Consider the following 19,985-nt stretch of genomic DNA (forward strand, 5'->3'; position numbering starts at 1 on the left):
CCGTTTCCCCTGTGGGGGATGCCGGGGGGCCGCCGCCACGGACGTGATTACGCGCGGTGGAACGGGGTGGTGCGGCAGGATGAGAACCGTGACTCGTTCCGGTTCGACTGACCAGCCCAATGAGGGCCCTCGGCCCCGTCGGGGGTGGAGTGGCGCGAGCCGGAAACGATCATCACGGAGTAATCACGATGCGCGGCGGGAGCCGGGCGTGACCCAGTGGCCGCCCGAGCCCGAGCCGGGCGAACCGCGGCAGCGCCCGCAGCACCACCCCCACCCCTCGGCCCCGGCGGCGCCACCCACCCAGCGCCGGTACCCGTGGGAGGAGGAGCACCGACCCGCCACCCGGCCGCTGCCGCCGACGACCCGACCGCTGCCCGACCCGTCCGGCGGGGGTGACCAGCCGCCCGGCCTGGCCGAGACCGACGACTTCCGCCGCCCCCGGCTGCCCAGCGGCCCGCCCGCCAAGATCACCGTGACCCGGGTGGCGGTGTGGCGGAGCCGGCAGCTGAGCCAGCGGGCGGTGCGCCTGTTCCGGCGGGCCGTCCACGCCGACGGGGCCAAGCAGTCCGGCCTGTCCTCGCTCACCTACGCGGTGATGCTCAACTACGCCAGCGACGCCACCATGGCCGTGGCACTGGCCAACACCCTGTTCTTCTCCGCGGCCACCGGCGAGAGCCGGGCCAGGGTGGCGCTCTACCTGCTGATCACGGTGGCGCCGTTCGCGCTGGTCGCGCCGGTGATCGGGCCGGCGCTGGACCGGTTGCAGCGGGGCCGCCGGCTGGCGCTGGCCGCGTCCTGCGCCGGCCAGGCGCTGCTGTCGGTGGTGATGGCCCTGCACTTCGACGACTGGCTGCTCTACCCGGCGGCGCTGGGCACCATGGTGCTGTCCAAGTCGTTCAACGTGCTCAAGGCCGCGGTCACGCCCCGGGTGCTGCCCACCGAGATCACCCTGGCCAAGACCAACGCCCGGCTGACCGTGTTCGGCCTGGCCGCCGGTGGCGTGTTCGGCGCGTTCGGCGCGGGGTTCGCCGGCCTGTTCGGTTCGCCGGGCGCGCTGTGGTTCACTGCGGCGCTGTGCCTGGCCGACGCCTGGCTGTGCCTGCGCATCCCAGCGTGGGTGGAGGTCACCGAGGGTGAGGTGCCGGCGTCGCTGCGTGCACACCCGAGCAAGCCCGCCCGGCAGCCCATGGGCCGGTCGGTGGTGCTGGCGCTGTGGGGCAACGGCACGATCCGCATGCTCACCGGGTTCCTGATGCTGTTCGCCGCGTTCGTGGTGCGGGCGCAGACCGAGCAGGAGCCGGTCCGCCAGATGCTGCTGCTCGGGGTGATCGCCGGCGCGGCCGGGGTGGGCAGCTTCCTGGGCAACGCGGTGGGCGCGCGGCTGCACTTCGGCAAGCCGGACCAGATGGTGATCGGCTGCGCGTCGCTCGCGCTGGCCAGCACGGTGATCGCCGCGGTCATCCCGGGGGTGGCCACCGCCGCGATCGTGGGCTTGGTCGGGGCCACGGCCAGTGCACTCGCCAAGATCAGCCTGGACGCGGTGATCCAGCACGACCTGCCGGACGAGTCCAGGGCGTCGGCGTTCGGCCGGTCCGAGACGATCCTGCAGCTGGGCTGGGTGTTCGGCGGCGCGATCGGCGTGCTGCTGCCGCCCACCTACTGGCTGGGCTTCACCGTGCTGTCCGCGCTGCTCGCGCTGGGGTTGACGCAGACAGCGCTGGTGCGAAGGGGCGGCTCGCTGCTGTCGTGGGTGACGCGGATCACCGGGCGACGCCCGGTGAGAGCCTGATCGACTCGGATCACCGCGCGACGCGCGGTGCGAGCCTGATTGACACAGGTCACCGGGCGGCGCGCGGTGCGAGCCTGATCGACACAGGTCACCGGGCGGCGCGCGGTGCGAGCCTGATCAACGTTGGCGGCCGGTCGGCGGCGACCGGCTGACCGGCACCACGTACGCTCGGGCGTCGTGCGCCGAGTTCTGCCGTTGTTGTTCTCCGCTGCCGGGCTGGTGCTGGTGGCTGGTTGCGCTGCCGCGCCGCTGCCTGAGGTCACCTTCTACGCCGCGGGCACCACCATCACCGTGCACCCCACCCAGCACTGCGACGTGAAGGTGGAGCAGTGCGCGGCCCCCGATCCCAACGCCGAGGGCCGGCTGCGGGTGCCGGCCGGCCGGCCGTTGCAGATCTCGGTGCCGGCCGAGGTGGCGCAGGCCCCGTGGCAGGTGGTGTTCAGCTACCACGACGCCAACGGCACACCCCAGCCGGACTCGCGCAGTGACGTGTTCCCGGCTGGTGAGCGGTACGCCTACACGCTGACCCTGCCCAACCCCACCGACCAGCTGGACACCGTTGAGGTGCACCAGTACGGGGCGGCCGTGCAGGTGAGCGAGACCGGTGAGGCGGAGTTCCTGACCCGGTCCACCTGGGTGCTGTCCGTCACCGACCAGCGCTGATCCACCGGAAGCGGGCTGGTGGCGCCGGCGGGCACCACCAGCCCGGTGCTCCTGGGCGGCCGGGGAGTTCGGGTTACGGGTCCAGCTCGCGGGCGACCGCGCGCACCACTTCGGCGATGCGCTTGGTGGCCTTGCGGTCGGGGTAGCGGCCCCGGCGCAGGTCGGGCTGGACCTTGGCCTCCAGCAGCTTGATCATGTCCTCGATCAGGCCGTGCAGTTCCTCGGCCGGTCGCCTGCGGGCCTCGGCCACCGAAGGCGGCGGGTCGAGCAGCCGCACCGACAGGGCCTGCGGACCGCGCCGGCCCTCGGCCATGCCGAACTCGATGCGCTGGCCGGCCTTGAGCGCCTGAACTCCCGGCGGCAACGCGGAAGCCCGGACGTAGACGTCCTCGCCACCGTCCTGGGTGACGAAGCCAAATCCCTTATCCGAGTCGTACCATTTGACCCTGCCGGTCGGCACTGTGCTCACCGTTCCCTTGTCGACGCTGTCTCGCCATGCCCGACGGGCCCGCGCTGTCAGCCGCAGATCCTCCGCACGACGAACGCGCCCCAGGCGTACCCAGGACGCGTGTTGTCCAGAGTAGCGAGAACAGCAGGACGGATCACCTCAACATTCACCTGCCGTCCGCCTCCCCCTCGCCCACCAGCCATTTTCCCCTCAGCCCGAGGTGGGGCACCTACACTGGGGAGCATGGCCACGCCCCAGGACGCTCCCCGCCGCACCACCCCGCTGCTGCCGCTGGCGGTGGCGCTGTTCGCGCTCGGCCTGCTGGCCGTGGGCGCGGTGTTCGTGCTGTTCGCGACGGGTCACGAGAACCTGCCGGTGTGGCTGAACCTGGCCTGCACGCTGGCGCCGATCGGCCTGGCCGTGGGGGTGGCCGGCGCGGTCCGCGACGGTCGCGCGAGCGCGGCCGCCCGCGCCAGGCAGCACTGATCCCGTCAGACACTGCTGGCGGTTGTCGGGCTGACCGGGTGGTGGCCGGTGCGCCGGGGGTTCAGCCGTGCAGCCGGTCGTGGTGCGCGCGCAGCCACTCGGGGAACTCGGTGAGGTCGGTCAGCACCACGCCAGCGCCGGCCTCGGCCAGCTCGTCGGCGGTGCACGGGCCGGTGGCCACGGCGACCGACTCGGCGCCGGCGGCCCGGGCGCCCAGCACATCACCCACGTGGTCGCCGACGTACACCCGCGCGCCGTGGTCGCGCAGGGCCTGGGCCTTGCCCGCGGCCCACAGCTCGCCGTAGAGGTGGTCGACCTCCCAGCCCAGCGCCTTCAGGTGGCGTGCGGCGTTGGCCCGGTACTTGCCGGTGACCACCACGGTCTGCCCACCCAGGTCGCGCACGGCCGCCAGGGCGTCCACCGCGCCAGGCATGGCCACGGTCGAGGGGATCACCACCTCCGGGTACAGCGCGCGGAACCGGTCCACCAGCTCGGGGATGTGCTCCTCGGGCACGCCGTAGGCCCGGTAGGCGTGGTCCAGGGGCGGGCCGAGGTTGGCCGCGAAGTGGTCGCCGTCCAGTGGGAACCCGGTCTGCTCGGCCAGCAGGTACATGATCCGTGCCATGCCCGGTCTGGCGTCGATGAGCGTCATGTCGAGGTCGAATCCCACGGTCAGCGGCACGCCGGCAGCCTATGCGACTTGACACGTCGGTGGGATCCGTCCAGGTGATTGACAAATCCGGTGGATATGTAAAGCTGCCGGTGTGGATCAGGTCACACCCTTCGCGCACCGGATGAAGGCCTCGCTCCGGGAAGAACTGTTGGACGCGACCGCCGAACTGGTCGCCACGCTGGGCTTCCGCAAGCTGCGCGTGGCCGACGTGGCCGAGGCCGCCGGGGTGAGCAGGCAGACCGTCTACAACGAGTTCGGCAACAAGGAATCCCTGGTCCAGGCGATGGCCCTGCGCATGACCGCCGACTTCCTCACCGGCATCAGCGCCCGCATGGACCAGGCCAGCACCCCGGTCGAGGCGGCCAGCGCGGCCGTGCGGTTCGTGCTCGACCACGCCGCCGACAACCGGGTGATCGCCTCGGCGCTGACCGGCTCGGACGCCGAGGACCTGCTGCCGTTCCTCACCACCCGCGGCCGGCCGGTGTTCGAGGCGGCCATCGACGTGGTGCGGCGGCACATCCACCAGCGCCTGCCCGACCTGCCCGAGCAGCGGGCCCGGCTGGTCGCCGTCACCGCCGTCCGCCTGGTGGTCAGCCACCTGCTCACCCCGAGCGGGCCGGCCCAGCAGGCGGCGGCGGAGGTCACCGAGGTGGTGGCGGCCCTGCTCGGCCCGGCCGCCACCCGACCAGCACCGCCAGCACCGCTTCCGGAACACCCCCATCCCCCGAAGGAGCAGGGATGACCAACAGCACCGTGCACCGGACCGGCTTCCACTCACTCCGCCCAGGCGGCCTGAACTGGGACTCACTCCCGCTGCGCCTGTTCATCAAGGGCAACGCCAAGGCGTGGAACCCCTGGGACATCGACTTCTCCGGGGACGCCGAGGACTGGCGGCAGCTGAGCGAGGCGGAGCGGCGCAGCGCCGGCGTGCTCGCCGCCATGTTCATCGCCGGCGAGGAGGCGGTGACCGAGGACATCCAGCCGTTCCTGCGGGCGATGGCCGCCGAGGGCCGGATCGGCGACGAGATGTACCTGACGCAGTTCGCCTACGAGGAGGCCAAGCACACCGCGGTGTTCCGGCTCTGGCTCGACGCCGTGGACCTCACCGACGACCTGCACTTCTACGTGGTCAAGAACCCCAGCTACCGGACGATCCTGTCCGAGCTGCTGCCCGAGGCGCTGGACCGGCTCAACCGCGACCCCAGCCCGGCCAACCAGATCCGCGCCAGCGTCACCTACAACCACGTGGTCGAGGGCACGCTCGCGCTCACCGGCTACTACACGCTGAACAAGTTATCCACGCTGCGCGGGGTCTTCCCGGGCGTGCGCGAGCTGGTCCGGCGGATCGGCGACGACGAGCGCCGGCACATGGCCTGGGGCACGTTCACCTGCCGCCGGCACGTGGCCGCGGACGAGGCGAACTGGGCGGTGGTCGAGGAGACCATGACCGAGCTGCTGCCGCACGCGCTGGGCGCGGTGCAGTTCGCCAACCAGAAGTACAACGCCCCCGAGTTCGGCATCGACCTGGACGAGCTGGTCGGCTACGCCGCGTCCCGGGCGCAGCGCCGGCTCGGCGCGATCGAGTCGGCCAGGGGGGTGCCGGTGGAGCAGATCGACCTGGACTACTCGCCGGAGCGGCTGGAGGACGAGTTCGGCGCCGAGGACGCCGCCGCCATGGCCGCGGCCGCCGAGTACGCCGCCGGCGAGCGCGGGGAGGCGGTGGGGTGAGCACGCGGGGGGTTGGCACGCGCTCCCCCGGGCATCCCCCATCCACGTCGTTGGGCTGACCGGCGCAGAAACTCACCACCCACGCCGGCCCGCCGTGCTGCACGATGAGGCCAGCCCAGGCGTACTCATCCAGTCAGGCGTACTCACCGGGGAGGGTGAGCGTGTCGATCGACCAGGCCGGCCGCGCGTCCCGGCCCCCCGTTGGCCGGCTGCGGTCCGGCCTGGCCCTGCTCGGGCCGGCGTTCGTGGCGGCCATCGCCTACGTGGACCCCGGCAACGTGGCCACCAACACCTCGGCCGGCGCCCAGTACGGGTACCTGCTGGTCTGGGTGTTGGTGGTGGCCAACGTGATGGCCGGGCTGGTGCAGTACCTGTCCGCCAAGCTGGGTCTGGTCACCGGGCGGTCACTGCCCGAGGTGCTGCGGACGACCCTGCGCCGGCCGGCCCGGCTGGCCTACTGGGCGCAGGCCGAGGTGGTGGCGATGGCCACCGACCTGGCCGAGGTGCTGGGCGGTGCCATCGCCCTCTACCTGCTGTTCGACCTGCCGCTGCTGGTCGGTGGGCTGATCACCGGCCTGGTGTCCACCGGCCTGCTGCTGGTGCAGGACCGGCGCGGGCAGCGGCCGTTCGAGCGGGTGGTGACCGGGCTGCTGCTGGTGATCGCCATCGGGTTCGCCGCCGGCCTGCTGGTGGCCCCACCCGCGCCGGGCGAGGCCCTGGCCGGGCTGCTGCCCGCGTTCGCCGGTTCGGACAGCCTGCTGCTGGCCACCGGCATGCTGGGTGCCACGGTCATGCCGCACGCGGTGTACCTGCACTCGGCGCTGGCCAGGGACCGGCACGGGCAACCGGCCGAGGGGCCGGCGCGCGACCGGCTGTTGACCGCGACCCGGTTCGACGTGGGCACGGCCATGCTGCTGGCCGGCGCGGTGAACATGGCCATGCTGCTGCTGGCCGCCAGCGGCCTGCGCGGGGTGCCCGGCGCCGGCGACGACCTGGTCGGCGTGCACGCGGCCATCGAGCACACCCTGGGCTGGGGCGTGGCCCTGCTGTTCGCCATCGGCCTGCTGGCCTCGGGCTTCGCCTCCACGTCGGTGGGCTGCTACGCGGGCGCGGTGGTGATGGCCGGGCTGCTGCGGGTGCGGGTGCCGCTGCTGGTGCGGCGGCTGCTCACGCTGCTGCCGGCACTGGTGGTGCTGGCCCTGGGGGTTGATCCGACCTGGTCACTGGTGCTGTCCCAGGTGGTGTTGTCCTTCGGCATCCCGTTCGCGCTGGTGCCGCTGGTGGTGCTGACCGCGCGGCGCGACCTGATGGGCTCGGCCGTCAACCACCGGGCGACCACGGTGGCCGCCGTGCTGGTGGCGGGCGCGGTGACGCTGCTCAACCTGACCCTGGTCTACCTGACGCTGGCCGGCTGAGGGCCGGGGGCGCGGTCCGGGAAATCCCCGATGCCCGGGTTCCGGCCAGCCGGGCAGGATGGTCGCATGAAGACCTTGCTGAACGTCATCTGGCTGGTGCTGTGCGGGTTCTGGATGGCGTTGGGCTACGTGTTCGCCGGGATCATCTGCTGCGTGCTGATCATCACCATCCCGTTCGGCATCGCCGCGTTCCGGATGGCCGGCTTCGCGCTGTGGCCGTTCGGCCGCCGGCTGGCGCCCCGCCCGGGCGCGGGCGTGGCCTCGGCGATCGGCAACGTGCTGTGGATCATCGTGGCCGGCTGGTGGCTGGCGCTCGGCCACATCGTCACCGGCATCCTGCTGTGCGTGACCATCATCGGCATCCCGCTGGGCGTGGCCAACTTCAAGCTGGTGCCGGTGTCGCTGGTCCCGCTGGGCAGCATGATCGTCGAGGACTAGCGGACCAGCGGACTAGGCGGAGCCTGGGTTGACCGGCTCGGTGTAGGGCAGTGGCACGACCAGGCACGGGCCGCCGATGAACAGGCCGCCGTCCACGGCGAGCACCCGGCCCCCGGCGTAGCGCAGCGGCTCGGTCACCTGCTCGGGCGGCACGCCGAGCTGGTCGGAGATCACGGTGTGGCCGTGCACCAGGGTCTGGCCGCCGAAGATGTCCAGCACCTCCTTGGCCACCTGCCCGCCGAAGTCACCGCGGAACGAGTACCTGGTGGTCATCCGGCGCCAGCACTCCCACCACTCGACCAGGTCGTCGCCGGTGAGCACGGTCCGCACCGCGCTGTTGACCTCGGCGATCGACCGGCCCCAGTCCAGGTACTCCACGGTGTCGGAGTGCATCAGCAGGTGGTTCCTGGTCAGCGCCAGCACGTCCAGGCCGGTCAGCCAGTCCAGGTGCCGGTCGGTGAGCCGGTCCAGGTCGCGGCGCAGCCCGCCGTTGATCGTCCAGCTGCGCTCGAAGCTGCGCAGGCCCAGCCCGTCCGGCACCTCGGTGTCGCCGAACCGGTGCATGCCCAGCATCAGCACCTCGTGGTTGCCCAGCAGCGCGGTGACCCGCCCACCGGCCTGTTCGGCCTGCTCCTGGAGGGCCATCACGAACTCGATCACGCCGACGCCGTCCGGCCCCCGGTCCACGAAGTCACCGAGGAACCACAGCTCTCCGGTGCCGGCGCACCAGTGACCGGCGGTGTCCACCAGCCCGGCGGCGTGCAGGGCCCGGACCAGTTCGTCCAGGTGCCCGTGCACGTCGCCGACCACGTGCAGGGAGGAGTTGACGGCCTTCGGCGGCTCGGTGTCCACACAGGCGACGATAGAAGACTTCGGCCGGGGGTGCGCCTCCCCGCCCGGGGTGACCCCGCTCCGGTGACAGCCCGTGTTCGCCCGTGTCGGCTGCGCGGCACCGGTCATCCCTGCTGTGACCAGCGACGGACCAGGTCACTTCGGGTGGAGGCGGGATGAGTGCCGAACGCAGGCTGACCCTGATCGCGGACGCCATCGACCAGGCGATGCGGCAGATCGCGATCGGACAGATCTGGTCGCCGTGGGAGAACGTGGAGTGGCTGCGGCTGCGCGCCGACCTGCTGGACCGGTTGGCCGGGGTGGCCGGCGCTGACTCGGACGCGCTGGCCCGGCGGGCCGAGCTGGTGCGGGACCGGGCCGAGCGCCTGGCCGACCAGCTCAACCGGGTGCCCCAGCAGGGCCCGGCCGGCCCGCTGCCCAGGACCGACCAGGACGGCGCGGGCCGGGACCGTGTAGGCCGGGACGGCGCGGGTCAGGACGGTACCGGGCCCGGCGCCGACCTCACCCTGATCGAGCAGTGGAACCGGGCCAGCGACCAGGCCTGCGAGTGAGCCGAGGGCCGGTCAGTCCCGCCCCGGTCGGTCCTGTCCCGGTCAGTCCTGTCCCGGTCAGTCCCGCAGGAACGGGTCGTGGCTGTGGCCGACCAGGTCGGCGATGGACGCGACCACCCGGGTCGGCCGGTACGGGTACAGCTCGGCGGTGTTGTCCGCGGAGATGCCGGACAGCACCAGGATGGTCTGCAGGCCGGCCTCCAGCCCGGACCGCACGTCGGTGTCCATCCGGTCACCGATCATCAGCGTGTTCTCCGAGTGGGTGCCCAGCGCGCGCAGGGCCGAGCGCATCATCAGCGGGTTGGGTTTGCCCACGTAGTACGGCTCGCGCCCGGTGGCGCGCTCGATCAGCGCCGCTATCGAGCCGGTGGCCGGCAGCACGCCCTCCCGGCTGGGGCCGGTGGCGTCGGGGTTGGTGGCGATGAACTTCGCCCCCTCCTCGACCAGCCGGATCGCCCTGGTGATCGCGGTGAAGCTGTAGGTGCGGGTCTCGCCGAGCACCACGTAGTCGGGGTCGCGGTCGGTCAACACGTAGCCGACCTCGTGCAGCGCCGTGGTCAGCCCGGCCTCACCGATGACGAACGCCGAGCCGTTGGGCCGCTGGGTGTCCAGGAACCGGGCGGTGGCCAGCGCCGAGGTCCAGATCGACGACTCGGGCACGTCCAGGCCGCTGCGGGCGAGTCTGGCCCGCAGGTCGCGCGGGGTGTAGATGGAGTTGTTGGTGAGCACGAGGAACGGCACCTCGCGCTCGCGCAGTTCGGCGAGGAACTTGTCCGCGCCGGGGATCAGGTGCTCCTCGTGCACCAGCACCCCGTCCATGTCCATCAGGTAGTTCCACGTCTGACGCGGCTCCGGTTCGGCCATGCGCCCATGATTGCCTGTCCGCACGGCCCCGCGCGACCCTGGCGCGTGCGGCCGGGGTCACGACTGTTCGCGGGCCAGGCCGGCCAGGTGGCGGCGGAGCACGGCGAGCGTGGTGTCCGGGTCCAGCCGGGTGGGGTGCAGCACGCCGTGCAGGGACAGCCCGTCCAGCACCGCGCACAGCCGGCGGGCCTCCAGGTCGATGTCGACGTCGTCGCGCAGCGCGCCGGCGCGCTCGGCGCCGCGCAGCACCCGGGTGGTCAGCTCGACCATGTCGTCGTAGGGCTGGTCGGCGGAGGCGCGCAGCTCCGGCCGGGTGCGGGCGGCCGTGACGAACGCCAGCCACACCACGCACTCGCGGCGGCGCTCCTCGTCCAGCGGCAGCACCTCGGCGAGCATCGCCACGACCGCCTCGCGCTGTTCCGCCCAGGTCAGGGGGGTGGCCGCGGCCAGCAGGCGGTCGGCGTGGGTGACCAGCCGGGCGCTGACCCGCTCGACCATCGCCCGCATGGCGAACTCCATCAGCTCGGCGTGACTGGCGAAGTAGTGCCGCACCGAGCCGATGGCCAGGCCGGCCTCGGCGGCGACCGTGCGCAGTGAGGCGCGGTCCAGGCCGTCCCGCTCGATCACCCGGAACACGGCCTCGGCAACGGCTTGGCGCCGCTCGTGCGGGTCCACGATCTTTGGCACGCCCCGTTTATAGCACGTCCGTGCTACGATTTTTTTAGCATGATACTGCTACAAAAAGGAGAGCGACGTGAGCGGCTTCCCGCTGGTGCTCGTCGTGGTCGTCCTGGTGGTCGGCGTGGTGGTCAAGCGGTTCATCGGCGAGCCGCTCAACGCCCGCGACCTGTTCGGCGCACCGGTCATCCTCACCGGGCTCGGGGTCTACGACCTGGTCAACGAGGTGCGGCCAGCCGGAGGCGACCTCGCCTGGATCGTGGCCGCCGCGCTGGTGGGCCTGGTGCTCGGCGGCCTGCGCGGTCTCACCCCGCGCCTGTTCACCAAGCGGGGCCACCTCTGGCAGCGCTACACCGGGTGGACCCTGCTGGTGTGGGCGGGCTCGGTCGCGGCCAACGCCGGGGTGAGCGCCCTGGTCGTGGCCGCCGGAGTGCCGGCCGAGGCCCGACCCACCACGCTGGCCATCGGCGTCAGCCTGCTCGGCGAGGCACTGGTCCTGGGGCTGCGCGGCGTGGCAACCGGCACGCCCTTCGCCCCGGACACCCGCCCCCGCCCCGGCCAGCCTGAGCCGGGTCCGCCCCGACCCGAGCAGCACCAGCACGGCACCGCCTGAGCGCGCTACCGGCCCGATCCCGGCTCGGCGTCCCGCACCAGCATGGCCACCTGCACCCGGTTGCCGCAGTCCAGTTTGGACAGCAGGCGGCTGACGTAGGTCTTGATGGTGGTCTCGCTCATGTGCAGCCGCCCGCCGCGCCGCCGACCGGAACACCAGCGTCCACACTGGACTGGGGTGCCTGCGACGGCGGTGGCGGCAGCGCCGGCGGGGAGTGCGCGGCACCGCAGGTTCCGGTGGACTGGGCCAAGCCGCAGGACCACCGGTTCACCCTGGTCCTTCAAGCACGCCGGCCGCTACTTCGTCACCCGCGAAGTGCCCCCGCGCCACACCGACTGCACCTGATCTCGGGTTGTCTCCCCGGGGCGCCGGCACCCCGCCGGCGCCCCGCCGGTCAGGCGGCCGAGCGCGGGGACAGCCGCACCACCAGTTCGGCTTCGAGTGCTTGGGCGAGCCGTTCCAGCACGGGAAGCGTCGGCACCGTGCCGCCAGCCTCGAACCGGGCGATCGCCGGCTGCGTCATGTCCGCGGCGCTGGCCAGCTGGTCCTGCGTCCAGCCGCGCTGTTCCCGCATCTCCCGCACGGCCTTGCCCAACTCGAAGGCGCGCCGGGCGGCCTCGTACGCCGCCGCGGCCCCCGGCTCCGCCATCCGCCTGGCGCGGAGTTCTGCCCAGTCAGCGCGCTCAGCCATCTCCCTCATCCTCTACGGTGTGCTGCTCCATCAAACAACGCCGGAACACCCGACGCGCCCGGTCGATCTCTCTGTCCTCTCGCATCCTGGTCTTACGGAACACCGTCAGCAGTACGACACGCCTACCTGGTGCGATCCAGTACGTCACGCGTAGCGCATCGGTGTTCAGGTAGAACCGCAGTTCCCTTAGCTTGCCGCCGAGTTGCCGCGTATACGGTTCTCCCAGAAGCGGTCCGTGCTCAGCGAGGAGTTCTATGTAGAACGCCGCTCTCGCGAACTGCTCAGTAGACAGCTCCTCCAGCCAATCTCGGACTTCTGGCTCCAACTCGACGGTACACCACCTCATACCATCGATGCTATGAACCTGATTGAGGCGCATCGGCCCCATTGCCCACTTTGTCGACCGGTCGAGTGATACCGGCGGAGGATGCCTTCGCAGGCGTGTGGGGCAGGATCAGGACAGGCCGTCGTTCTTGGGGCGAACCGGGCGCGGTCGCCGGCCCTGGAACCGGGCTAGTCCCGTCGGCCGGCCGCCTTGGCGAACTCGCCGTTCATGGTCTCGAACAGGGTGCGCGCGTAGCGCTCGATCACCGGCCACTCGTCCGGGGAGAACTGCTCCAGGGTGCGCTGCAGCGAGTCCATGGCGATGGAGAACAGGTGCGCGTACTTGGACTCGTCGAACCCGGAGACCTCGACCAGCACCTTGCGCCGGTCGTGCGGATCGCGCACCCGGCGCACGTGCCCGGCCCGCTCCAGCCGGTCGATCACGCCGGTGACCGCGCCGGTGGACAGCCCGGACAGCTCGGCGATCTGCCCGGCGGTCAGCGGCCGGTCCGCCCTGGCCACCAGGTCGAGGCACTTGTGGTCGGTGCCGGACAGGCCCATCTGCTCGGCGACCCAGCTGTGGAACATCACGGTGAGTGTGCTGGTCTGCCTGGACAGGTCGGAGATCCGTCGCAGCACGTCCTCCGGGACCTTGGTCACCTGCTGCTCCACGGAGCCAGCCATCGCAGCCACCCTCCCCACGAGTACATCAGCGACTAAGACTCTCAGCCGCCGACTCGCTTTGCCGTTGAGACATGGTAACCCGTGGATGCGCGGCAAATGTCCGCTTCGGCACGCACCGAACCAGCTGGTCGTCACACACTGGACCGCCACCCGACACCTACCGGTCACCTCGCGTGGGCCGGCGATCACATTGTGGCCTGCCGCCCCAGAAAAGGCGATTACCCTCACAGGAATGAGCGCCGTGGACCTTGGGCTGCCGACCGTGGGCACGATCGGGACCTCGGCCCGTCCCGACACCCCGCACCTGGTGGACCGTTTCGGGCGAGTCGCCACCGACCTGCGGGTGTCCCTGACCGACCGGTGCAACCTCCGTTGCACCTACTGCATGCCGGCCGAGGGCCTGGACTGGTTAGCCCAGCCCAGCGTGCTGACCGACGAGGAACTCATCCGGCTGATCGGCATCGCCGTGCGCCAGCTCGGCATCACCGACGTGCGGTTCACCGGCGGTGAACCGCTGCTGCGCCGGGGGTTGGAGCAGATCATCGCGGCCACCGCCGCGCTGGAGCCGCGACCCCGGATCTCCATGACCACCAACGGGATCGGCCTGAGCCGACGGGCCGAGGCCCTGGTCGCCGCCGGCCTGGACCGGGTGAACGTGTCGCTGGACACACTGGACGCCGACCGGTTCCGGCGGATCGCCCGCCGGGACCGGATCGAGGACGTGTTCGAGGGCATGGCCGCCGCCAAACAGGCCGGCCTCGACCCGGTCAAGGTGAACTCGGTGCTGCTGCGCGGGGTGAACGAGGACGAGGCCGTACCCCTGCTGCGGTTCTGCCTCGACCACGGCTACCAGCTGCGGTTCATCGAGCAGATGCCGCTGGATGCCCAGCACGGCTGGTCGCGCGAGGCCATGGTCACCGCCGAGGAGATCCTGCGCGGCCTGTCCGAGCGGTTCCAGCTCACCCCGGCGGACAGCGAACGGGGCTCGGCCCCGGCGGAACGCTGGCTGGTCGACGGCGGACCCGCCACCGTGGGCGTGATCGCCTCGGTGACCAGGCCGTTCTGCGCCGGCTGCGACCGCACCAGGCTGACCGCCGACGGACAGCTGCGCAACTGCCTGTTCAGCCAGCGGGAGACCGACCTGCGGACGCCGCTGCGGTCCGGGGCCGACGACGAGACCATCGCGGAGCTGTGGCGGGCCACGATGTGGGCGAAGGCCGCCGGCCACGGCATCAACGACCCCAACTTCGCGCAGCCGAGACGACCGATGAGCGCGATCGGAGGATGAGCGTGGCCCAGTTGACCGTCCGCTACTTCGCGGGCGCCCGCGCCGCGGCCGGCACTCCCGAGGAGACCGTGGAGCTGGCCGACCAGAGCACCGTGGCCGAGGTCCTGCACCTGCTGGCCGACCGGCACGGCGAGCAGCTGAACCGGGTGCTCAGCGCGTGCAGCTTCCTGCTGGACGGGGTGGCCGTGCGCGACCGCGCCACGGTCCTGGCCGGCACCACCCAGCTCGACGTGCTGCCACCCTTCGCCGGCGGCTGACCACTGCCCTGTTACTTGGGCTCTCAGCTGGCGCTGCCAGCTGATCCGCCGGGCGGCTCCGCCGCCCCTGTTACTTGGGCTCTCAGCTGGCGCTGCCAGCTGATCCGCCTGGGCGGCTCCGCCGCCCTGGCCGTTCAGGCTCCCCCGGCCCCCGCTGGTTGATCTCCAGCGGGGGCCGTTCCATGTCGTGGAGTGGTGGTCTGAGTACGAGCGGTGAGCAAATTTTGCGGTTTCCGGGCCCAGTCCGCCATGCGGTATGTGGTTCCACCTATGGACTAATGGCCAAAAAAGTGGTGACCCAGGCCTCACTTACCGTGATCTATTTCGAACGGAAAACGGACCGGTAACGACGCCCTGACCTGCTAAAACACTTGGAATCGTGTCCGCTTCTCGGACGTTACGTGACGACCGTCACATGCTGAACTGTTTTACCTCTCCCCCTGCGGTTACGTACGGTCGCTTCCGGTTGGCCCCGAACCGACCACCGCAGAACCCCAGGAGATCGAGCGCCAGCCCTGTCCCAGATCTCCTGGACCCCGAGAAGAACCCCGAGCGAAGGAAATCTTCCGGACAGGGGCGAACGAGCCACCCGGACGTCATCCGGCGTCCAGGCAGGGAACCGGTGCGAGTCACCGGCCCGGGTCACCCGAAGGCCCGGCTCCCGACGGTTCGGACGCAGGCGCGGTTGGCGCGAGAGGAACATGGCTCTTTACCGAGGCAAGCACCGCAAGCAGTCCGCTACCGCCCGTGGCATCGCCAAGGTCGCCGTCGCCGGCGCCATCGTGGGTGCTCCCCTGGCCATCGCGGCTGCTCCGGCTCAGGCCGCGGGTAGCGGCGTGAACTGGGATGCGATCGCCCAGTGCGAGAGCAGCGGCAACTGGGCCGCGAACACCGGGAACGGTTTCTACGGTGGCCTGCAGTTCACCATGAGCACCTGGCACGCCTTCGGCGGCTCCGGCAACCCGCAGGACGCCTCCCGCGAGCAGCAGATCGCGGTTGCCGAGCGCGTGCTCGCTGGCCAGGGCATCGGCGCCTGGCCGGTGTGCGGCGCCAAGGCCGGCTCCACCGTGAACTACACACCCGCCACCAAGGCCCCGGCCAAGAAGGCCGCCCCGGCTGAGGACACCGTCAAGCAGGCTCCCAAGCCCAAGAAGGCGGCCCCAGCCCCGGCTCCGGCCCCGGCGCAGCAGGCTCCCGCCCGGAACACCGCCGGCGGTGACTACACCGTCCAGGCCGGTGACACCCTGAGCGGCATCGCCGACAAGCTGGGTGTCTCGGGTGGCTGGCAGGAGCTGTACCAGAAGAACCAGGGCAGCATCAGCAACCCCAACCTGATCTTCGTCGGCCAGGTCATCGCCACGAAGTGACCTCTCGACCTCGCCCCGACGAGTTCGAGCACACCGCGTGACACCCCAGCGCGGGTGAGCACAGCGTGAACCAACGCAGACAGGACCCCACCGCGATCCCCCGGCGGTGGGGTCCTGTCCGTTTCCCCGATGTGTCCCCGACTCACGTTCCGGGCGCGGCCAACCCCGAACTGGCCGCCACCCTGTTCCCGTTCCCACCTCTGACTCTGGACCCCGTGGCTGAGCACAGCCTGAGTGCCAACTGGGGCCCGGCTGAGAATCCGCCGGAACGGCCGGGTGCGGGCCGTTGCCCGGTCAGGGGCAGTTGACCCACTCCTCGGCCCCGTCGGCGAACACCTGCCGCTTCCACACCGGCAGCCGCCGCTTCACCTCGTCCACCAGGTCGGCGCACGCGGCGAACGCCTCCCGCCGGTGGGCCGCGGACACCGCGCACGCCAGGGCCACGTCACCGATGGCGAGCACGCCCAGCCGGTGGCTGACCGCCAGGGCCCGCACCCCGTCGTGCTTGGCGGCCACCTCCGCGGCCACCTCGGCCACGATGTCCCCCGCGCTCGGGTGGCCCACGTACTCCAGCTCCCGCACGGTCCGGCCGCCGTCGTGGTCCCGGACCACGCCCTCGAACGTGACCACCGCGCCCGCGGCCCGATCGGAGACCAACTGGGCGTGCTCGGCCGCGGACAGCGGCTCGGTGCCCACGTCGGCCCGCAGCACCTCCGGCCGCACCGGCGGCTCGGCTGTCTCCGGCCCGGCTGTCTCCGGCCCGGCTGTCTCCGGCCCGGCCGCCTCCTGGACAGCCGCCCCCTGGACAGCCGCCCCCTGGACAGCCGTCTCCGGCCCGTGGTCGTGCTGCTGGACGGCCGTCCCGGGCCCGGCGGCGGGCCGGTGGTCGTGCGCGTGGCCGCCGGGCCGGTGGTCGCCGCCGTGCAGCTGGTCAACGGCGTGGTCCAGCACACCCGCCAACACGCCCAGGCCGTCACGCACTCCGCCGACCGAACCGGGCAGGTTCACCACCAGGGTCCGGCCGGCCACCCCGGCCAGGCCCCGGGACAGCACCGCGGTCGGCACCCCGGGCAGACCGGCCCGGCGCACCGCGTCGGCCAGCCCGGGAATCTCGTAGTCGAGCACCGCCCTGGTGGCCTCCGGCGTCCGGTCGGTGGGGTTGATGCCGGTGCCACCCGTGGTGACCACCACACCCACCTGGTCGGCCACGGCCGCGCGCAGCGCCGCCGTCACCGGATCGCCGTCCGGCACCACCACCGGATCGGCCACCTGGTAGCCCCTGGCCCGCAGCCACTCCACGATCACCGGACCACCCCGGTCGGCGTACACGCCGGCGGCGGCCCGGTTGGACGCGGTGATCACCCGGGCGGTGCGCGTCCCCGCCCGGTCCGCGCCGCTCGCCGCACCGCCGGTCATCGCGCGCTCCCCGGCTGCTCAGCGGCGTCCTGGGGGGCGGTGTCCTGGTTCGGGCCGTCCGGGCGCACCCACAGCCCGGTCTTGCCGCCCTCCTTGCGCTCCACCCGGACCTGGTCCAGGCTCGCGGCCGGGTCCACCGCCTTGACCATGTCGTGCAGGGTCAGCCCGGCGATGGACACGGCGGTGAGCGCCTCCATCTCCACCCCGGTGCGGTCCGTGGTCCGCGCGGTGGCGGTGATCCGCACCTCGGCCACGCCCAGTTCGAAGTCAACGGCGATGTTGGACAGCGGGACCGGGTGGCACAGCGGCACCAGCTCCGAGGTGCGCTTGGCCGCCATGATGCCCGCGATCCTGGCCGTGGCCAGCGCGTCCCCCTTGGCGAGCCCGTCCGACCCCAGCAGGTCCACCACCGCACTGGTGGTGCGCAGCACCCCGGACGCCACCGCCCGACGCGCGCTCGGCTCCTTGGCCGAGACGTCAACCATCCGCGCCGCGCCCGTGGCGTCGACGTGGCTCAACTGCTTTGCCATACGACGATGCTATGACCAGGCGCGGCCACCCCGACCGGACGACGGCGCGGTCCCGCCCGAACCGCCACCGCGCCCCGACCGGGTGAGCACGGCCAGGGCGCGGTGGAGTCCAACGAACAGGCAGTGCGGCGCTGCCGCACCGGACCGCCGTACCGGGGAGGGGCTCAGCCCTCGCCGACGGCGGCGCGGCGCACGGCCTCGGCCACGGCCGGGGCGACCGCCGCGTCGAACACGCTCGGCACGATGAACGAGGCGTTCAACCGCTCGCCGTCCACCACGTCCGCGATGGCGTTGGCCGCGGCCACCAGCATGGCGTCGGTGATGGTGTGCGCGTGCGCGTCCAGCAGGCCCCGGAACACCCCGGGGAAGGCCAGCACGTTGTTGATCTGGTTGGGGAAGTCGCTGCGCCCGGTGGCCACCACGGCGGCGTGCCGCTGCGCCTCCATCGGGTCGATCTCCGGGTCGGGGTTGGCCAGCGCGAACACGATCGGGTCAGCGGCCATGGACGCCACCTGCTCGGCACCGATCAGGTTCGGCGCGGACACCCCGATGAACACGTCCGCGCCCACCATGGCCTCGTGCAGCGTGCCGGTGCGGCCCTCGGCGTTGGTGTGCTCGGCGACCCAGCGCAGGTTGTCGTCGAGGTTGTCGCGGCCGGTGTGCACCACGCCGTCGATGTCCACGGCGATCACGTCGGCCGGGTTCTTCTGCAGCAGCAGCCGGATGATGGCCGAACCGGCCGCGCCCGTGCCGCACACCACGATCCGGCAGTCCTGCATCTTCTTGCCGACCACGCGCAGCGCGTTGCGCAGCGCGGCGATCACCACGATGGCGGTGCCGTGCTGGTCGTCGTGGAAGACCGGGATGTCCAGCTTCTCGCGCAGCCGGGCCTCGATCTCGAAGCAGCGCGGCGCGGCGATGTCCTCCAGGTTGATGCCGCCGTAGACCGGGGCGATCAGCTCCACCGCGCGGATGATCTCCTCGGTGTCCTGGGTGTCCAGGCACACCGGCCAGGCGTCCACCCCGGCGAACTTCTTGAACAGCGCGGCCTTGCCCTCCATCACCGGCAGGGCCGCGGCCGGGCCGATGTTGCCCAGGCCCAGCACGGCCGAGCCGTCGGTGACCACGGCCACGGTGTTGCGCTTGACCGTCAGGCGGCGGGCGTCGTCCGGGTTCTCGGCGATGGCCTGGCAGATCCGGGCCACGCCCGGGGTGTAGGCGCGGGAGAGGTCGTCGCGGTTGCGCAGCGCCACCTTGGAGGTGACCTCGATCTTGCCGCCGAGGTGCACCAGGAAGGTCCGGTCGGAGACCTTGCGCACCCGCACACCGGGCAGCGCGCCGAGCGCACCGGTGATGTCCTTGGCGTGGTTCGCGGACAGCGCGTTGCACGTGATGTCGACGACGATGCGGTCGGTGTGCGACTCGACCACGTCAAACGCGGTGATCACACCGCCAACCCGACCGACCGCGGAGGTCAGGTCGCCGGCCGCGCTCGCGGACGGTGGCGCCTCAAGGCGAACGGTGATCGAATAGCCGGGGCCGGGGACCGGCATCGGCACCTCCCGTGCTGGTGTCGTTACCGCGCTCGGCTGGCTCACCAGTCGAACCGCGCTGTTGCGGGCGCTCGCCTGGCTCGTGCCAGCCGATCCGCGTTTCTCGAATCCCCCCGGACCGGGCACTGCGCCGGCGGGGAGGACCTGAGCTTAGGACGGCCGGCGCAACGGAACACGCGCGACCCAGCGCCACACGGAGGAACGTGACCGGTCCCACGGCCCTCGGCCCGACCGGCCAGGGGCTGGCCGGGCTACTTCTCCCAGTTGATCTCGGTGACCGGGTGCCGGTAGGGCAGGGCGTCCGACGCCAGCGGGAACGTCACGTCACCGAAGGGCGACAGCGCGCCCTGGGTGTCGCTGGTGAGTTCGCTCACCGGGTGCTCCCCGTCCTTGACCTCCGGCCAGTGCGGATCGATCCGGTCGTGGTGGGTGGCCTTGGCCACGGCTCCTCCTCGGGTCTGCCTCGGCGCGGGCCGGACAAACCCGCGACCCCAGCCTGACGTCACGCAACCTCGCTGTGCGCGCCTCCAGTGTCTCATTCTCCTTACAAGCTCTCAGCTGGCCACCGCCAGCTGACCGTGTTTGATCCAAGCTCCCAGCTGGCCACCGCCAGCTGATCCGCGCTCGCTGCGCGAGGGTTGATCCAAGCTCCCAGCTGGCCACCGCCAGCTGATCCG

Annotated in this window: 25 protein-coding genes; 12 read left to right on the forward strand and 13 right to left on the reverse strand. The window is 71.9% G+C overall.

Annotation, left to right across the window (positions count from 1 at the left end; translation table 11 throughout):
- Positions 1-79 precede the first annotated feature (79 nt).
- Together LX83_RS31280 and LX83_RS31285 are read left to right on the forward strand one after the other, a co-directional pair.
- Positions 80-1,789 (forward strand): MFS transporter, encoded by a 1,710-nt coding sequence (locus LX83_RS31280; protein WP_253777934.1) that lies wholly within the window; start codon positions 80-82, stop codon positions 1,787-1,789.
- Between the two features lie 177 nt (positions 1,790-1,966).
- Positions 1,967-2,452, forward strand: a complete 486-nt coding sequence (locus LX83_RS31285; RefSeq protein WP_253777936.1) for a DUF2771 family protein — start codon at positions 1,967-1,969, stop codon at positions 2,450-2,452.
- 73 nt (positions 2,453-2,525) lie between these two features.
- On the opposite strand, the gene LX83_RS31290 is transcribed toward LX83_RS31285, so the two are convergent.
- Positions 2,526-2,912: a cold-shock protein gene (locus LX83_RS31290; RefSeq protein ID WP_253778006.1), complete on the reverse strand. Its 387-nt coding sequence runs from the start codon at positions 2,910-2,912 to the stop codon at positions 2,526-2,528.
- Positions 2,913-3,143: 231 nt separating this feature from the next.
- On the opposite strand from LX83_RS31290, the gene LX83_RS31295 reads away from it, so the two are divergent.
- On the forward strand, positions 3,144-3,386 hold the full coding sequence (locus LX83_RS31295; protein ID WP_253777937.1) for a hypothetical protein: 243 nt from the start codon (positions 3,144-3,146) through the stop codon (positions 3,384-3,386).
- Positions 3,387-3,447: 61 nt separating this feature from the next.
- Here LX83_RS31295 and LX83_RS31300 read toward each other — a convergent pair whose 3' ends face one another.
- Positions 3,448-4,068 carry an HAD family hydrolase gene (locus LX83_RS31300; protein ID WP_253777938.1) on the reverse strand — a complete coding sequence of 207 codons (621 nt, stop codon included), beginning with the start codon at positions 4,066-4,068 and terminating at the stop codon, positions 3,448-3,450.
- A gap of 82 nt (positions 4,069-4,150) precedes the next feature.
- Here LX83_RS31300 and LX83_RS31305 point away from each other — a divergent pair, with 82 nt between their 5' ends.
- The 4 genes from LX83_RS31305 (at position 4,151) to LX83_RS31320 (ending at position 7,640) form a co-directional block, all read left to right on the forward strand.
- Positions 4,151-4,801, forward strand: a complete 651-nt coding sequence (locus LX83_RS31305) for a TetR/AcrR family transcriptional regulator (protein ID WP_253777939.1) — start codon at positions 4,151-4,153, stop codon at positions 4,799-4,801.
- The gene (locus tag LX83_RS31310) at positions 4,798-5,787 is read left to right on the forward strand and encodes a R2-like ligand-binding oxidase (RefSeq protein ID WP_253777940.1); all 990 of its coding nucleotides are present in this window, start codon (positions 4,798-4,800) and stop codon (positions 5,785-5,787) included. The genes LX83_RS31305 and LX83_RS31310 overlap by 4 nt, the downstream gene beginning before the upstream one ends.
- Before the next feature lie 161 nt (positions 5,788-5,948).
- Positions 5,949-7,202 carry an Nramp family divalent metal transporter gene (locus LX83_RS31315; RefSeq protein WP_253777941.1) on the forward strand — a complete coding sequence of 418 codons (1,254 nt, stop codon included), beginning with the start codon at positions 5,949-5,951 and terminating at the stop codon, positions 7,200-7,202.
- A 66-nt stretch (positions 7,203-7,268) separates the two neighbouring features.
- Complete coding sequence (locus LX83_RS31320; protein WP_253777942.1) at positions 7,269-7,640, forward strand: YccF domain-containing protein; 372 nt, start codon at positions 7,269-7,271, stop codon at positions 7,638-7,640.
- Between the two features lie 12 nt (positions 7,641-7,652).
- Here the strand turns inward: LX83_RS31320 and LX83_RS31325 are convergent, their stop codons facing one another.
- Entirely contained in the window at positions 7,653-8,492 is an 840-nt protein-coding gene (locus LX83_RS31325; RefSeq protein ID WP_253777944.1) for a metallophosphoesterase family protein, read from the reverse strand.
- Positions 8,493-8,647: 155 nt separating this feature from the next.
- Here LX83_RS31325 and LX83_RS31330 point away from each other — a divergent pair, with 155 nt between their 5' ends.
- The gene (locus tag LX83_RS31330) at positions 8,648-9,043 is read left to right on the forward strand and encodes a hypothetical protein (protein ID WP_253777946.1); all 396 of its coding nucleotides are present in this window, start codon (positions 8,648-8,650) and stop codon (positions 9,041-9,043) included.
- Positions 9,044-9,100: 57 nt separating this feature from the next.
- Here LX83_RS31330 and LX83_RS31335 read toward each other — a convergent pair whose 3' ends face one another.
- Positions 9,101-9,907 carry an HAD-IIA family hydrolase gene (locus LX83_RS31335; RefSeq protein ID WP_253777948.1) on the reverse strand — a complete coding sequence of 269 codons (807 nt, stop codon included), beginning with the start codon at positions 9,905-9,907 and terminating at the stop codon, positions 9,101-9,103.
- 57 nt (positions 9,908-9,964) lie between these two features.
- Positions 9,965-10,594: a TetR/AcrR family transcriptional regulator gene (locus LX83_RS31340; protein WP_253777950.1), complete on the reverse strand. Its 630-nt coding sequence runs from the start codon at positions 10,592-10,594 to the stop codon at positions 9,965-9,967.
- 67 nt (positions 10,595-10,661) lie between these two features.
- Here LX83_RS31340 and LX83_RS31345 point away from each other — a divergent pair, with 67 nt between their 5' ends.
- A complete protein-coding gene (locus LX83_RS31345) occupies positions 10,662-11,198 on the forward strand; it encodes a DUF1453 domain-containing protein (RefSeq protein WP_253777952.1) in 537 nt (178 codons plus the stop codon).
- Positions 11,199-11,203: 5 nt separating this feature from the next.
- Here the strand turns inward: LX83_RS31345 and LX83_RS31350 are convergent, their stop codons facing one another.
- The 4 genes from LX83_RS31350 to LX83_RS31365 form a co-directional block, all read right to left on the reverse strand.
- Positions 11,204-11,320, reverse strand: a complete 117-nt coding sequence (locus LX83_RS31350; protein ID WP_407649701.1) for a LuxR C-terminal-related transcriptional regulator — start codon at positions 11,318-11,320, stop codon at positions 11,204-11,206.
- A gap of 272 nt (positions 11,321-11,592) precedes the next feature.
- Positions 11,593-11,889, reverse strand: a complete 297-nt coding sequence (locus tag LX83_RS31355) for a helix-turn-helix domain-containing protein (protein WP_253777954.1) — start codon at positions 11,887-11,889, stop codon at positions 11,593-11,595.
- Entirely contained in the window at positions 11,882-12,235 is a 354-nt protein-coding gene (locus LX83_RS31360; protein WP_253777956.1) for a type II toxin-antitoxin system RelE/ParE family toxin, read from the reverse strand. The genes LX83_RS31355 and LX83_RS31360 overlap by 8 nt, the downstream gene beginning before the upstream one ends.
- A 167-nt stretch (positions 12,236-12,402) precedes the next feature.
- The gene (locus LX83_RS31365; RefSeq protein WP_253777958.1) at positions 12,403-12,897 is read right to left on the reverse strand and encodes a MarR family winged helix-turn-helix transcriptional regulator; all 495 of its coding nucleotides are present in this window, start codon (positions 12,895-12,897) and stop codon (positions 12,403-12,405) included.
- A gap of 232 nt (positions 12,898-13,129) precedes the next feature.
- Between LX83_RS31365 and moaA the strand changes: the two genes are divergently transcribed.
- The 3 genes from moaA (at position 13,130) to LX83_RS31380 (ending at position 15,809) form a co-directional block, all read left to right on the forward strand.
- On the forward strand, positions 13,130-14,185 hold the full coding sequence (moaA, locus tag LX83_RS31370; protein ID WP_253777961.1) for a GTP 3',8-cyclase MoaA: 1,056 nt from the start codon (positions 13,130-13,132) through the stop codon (positions 14,183-14,185).
- The gene (locus tag LX83_RS31375; protein WP_253777963.1) at positions 14,182-14,442 is read left to right on the forward strand and encodes a MoaD/ThiS family protein; all 261 of its coding nucleotides are present in this window, start codon (positions 14,182-14,184) and stop codon (positions 14,440-14,442) included. The genes moaA and LX83_RS31375 overlap by 4 nt, the downstream gene beginning before the upstream one ends.
- A gap of 701 nt (positions 14,443-15,143) precedes the next feature.
- Complete coding sequence (locus LX83_RS31380; protein ID WP_253777965.1) at positions 15,144-15,809, forward strand: LysM peptidoglycan-binding domain-containing protein; 666 nt, start codon at positions 15,144-15,146, stop codon at positions 15,807-15,809.
- A gap of 294 nt (positions 15,810-16,103) precedes the next feature.
- On the opposite strand, the gene LX83_RS31385 is transcribed toward LX83_RS31380, so the two are convergent.
- From LX83_RS31385 to LX83_RS31400, 4 genes are all read right to left on the reverse strand, one after another.
- Positions 16,104-17,225 carry a molybdenum cofactor biosynthesis protein MoaE gene (locus LX83_RS31385; protein ID WP_253777967.1) on the reverse strand — a complete coding sequence of 374 codons (1,122 nt, stop codon included), beginning with the start codon at positions 17,223-17,225 and terminating at the stop codon, positions 16,104-16,106.
- Entirely contained in the window at positions 17,222-17,755 is a 534-nt protein-coding gene (moaC, locus tag LX83_RS31390) for a cyclic pyranopterin monophosphate synthase MoaC (RefSeq protein WP_253777969.1), read from the reverse strand. Before moaC ends, LX83_RS31385 begins: the two co-directional genes overlap by 4 nt.
- 164 nt (positions 17,756-17,919) lie before the next feature.
- Complete coding sequence (locus tag LX83_RS31395) at positions 17,920-19,308, reverse strand: NAD-dependent malic enzyme (RefSeq protein ID WP_253777972.1); 1,389 nt, start codon at positions 19,306-19,308, stop codon at positions 17,920-17,922.
- A gap of 251 nt (positions 19,309-19,559) precedes the next feature.
- Positions 19,560-19,751: a hypothetical protein gene (locus LX83_RS31400; RefSeq protein ID WP_253777974.1), complete on the reverse strand. Its 192-nt coding sequence runs from the start codon at positions 19,749-19,751 to the stop codon at positions 19,560-19,562.
- Positions 19,752-19,985 lie beyond the last annotated feature (234 nt).

It is taken from the genome of Goodfellowiella coeruleoviolacea (assembly GCF_024171785.1).
Lineage (GTDB): Bacteria > Actinomycetota > Actinomycetes > Mycobacteriales > Pseudonocardiaceae > Goodfellowiella > Goodfellowiella coeruleoviolacea.

Coding starts and splice junctions, on each gene's coding strand:
- LX83_RS31280 (WP_253777934.1), top strand. CDS start 80: ATGAGAACCGTGACTCGTTCCGGTTCGACTGACCAGCCCAATGAGGGC.
- LX83_RS31295 (WP_253777937.1), top strand. CDS start 3,144: ATGGCCACGCCCCAGGACGCTCCCCGCCGCACCACCCCGCTGCTGCCG.
- LX83_RS31310 (WP_253777940.1), top strand. CDS start 4,798: ATGACCAACAGCACCGTGCACCGGACCGGCTTCCACTCACTCCGCCCA.
- LX83_RS31320 (WP_253777942.1), top strand. CDS start 7,269: ATGAAGACCTTGCTGAACGTCATCTGGCTGGTGCTGTGCGGGTTCTGG.
- LX83_RS31330 (WP_253777946.1), top strand. CDS start 8,648: ATGAGTGCCGAACGCAGGCTGACCCTGATCGCGGACGCCATCGACCAG.
- LX83_RS31335 (WP_253777948.1), bottom strand. CDS start 9,907: ATGGCCGAACCGGAGCCGCGTCAGACGTGGAACTACCTGATGGACATG.
- LX83_RS31350 (WP_407649701.1), bottom strand. CDS start 11,320: ATGAGCGAGACCACCATCAAGACCTACGTCAGCCGCCTGCTGTCCAAA.
- LX83_RS31355 (WP_253777954.1), bottom strand. CDS start 11,889: ATGGCTGAGCGCGCTGACTGGGCAGAACTCCGCGCCAGGCGGATGGCG.
- LX83_RS31360 (WP_253777956.1), bottom strand. CDS start 12,235: ATGAGGTGGTGTACCGTCGAGTTGGAGCCAGAAGTCCGAGATTGGCTG.
- LX83_RS31365 (WP_253777958.1), bottom strand. CDS start 12,897: ATGGCTGGCTCCGTGGAGCAGCAGGTGACCAAGGTCCCGGAGGACGTG.
- moaA (WP_253777961.1), top strand. CDS start 13,130: ATGAGCGCCGTGGACCTTGGGCTGCCGACCGTGGGCACGATCGGGACC.
- LX83_RS31375 (WP_253777963.1), top strand. CDS start 14,182: ATGAGCGTGGCCCAGTTGACCGTCCGCTACTTCGCGGGCGCCCGCGCC.
- LX83_RS31380 (WP_253777965.1), top strand. CDS start 15,144: ATGGCTCTTTACCGAGGCAAGCACCGCAAGCAGTCCGCTACCGCCCGT.
- LX83_RS31385 (WP_253777967.1), bottom strand. CDS start 17,225: ATGACCGGCGGTGCGGCGAGCGGCGCGGACCGGGCGGGGACGCGCACC.
- moaC (WP_253777969.1), bottom strand. CDS start 17,755: ATGGCAAAGCAGTTGAGCCACGTCGACGCCACGGGCGCGGCGCGGATG.
- LX83_RS31395 (WP_253777972.1), bottom strand. CDS start 19,308: ATGCCGGTCCCCGGCCCCGGCTATTCGATCACCGTTCGCCTTGAGGCG.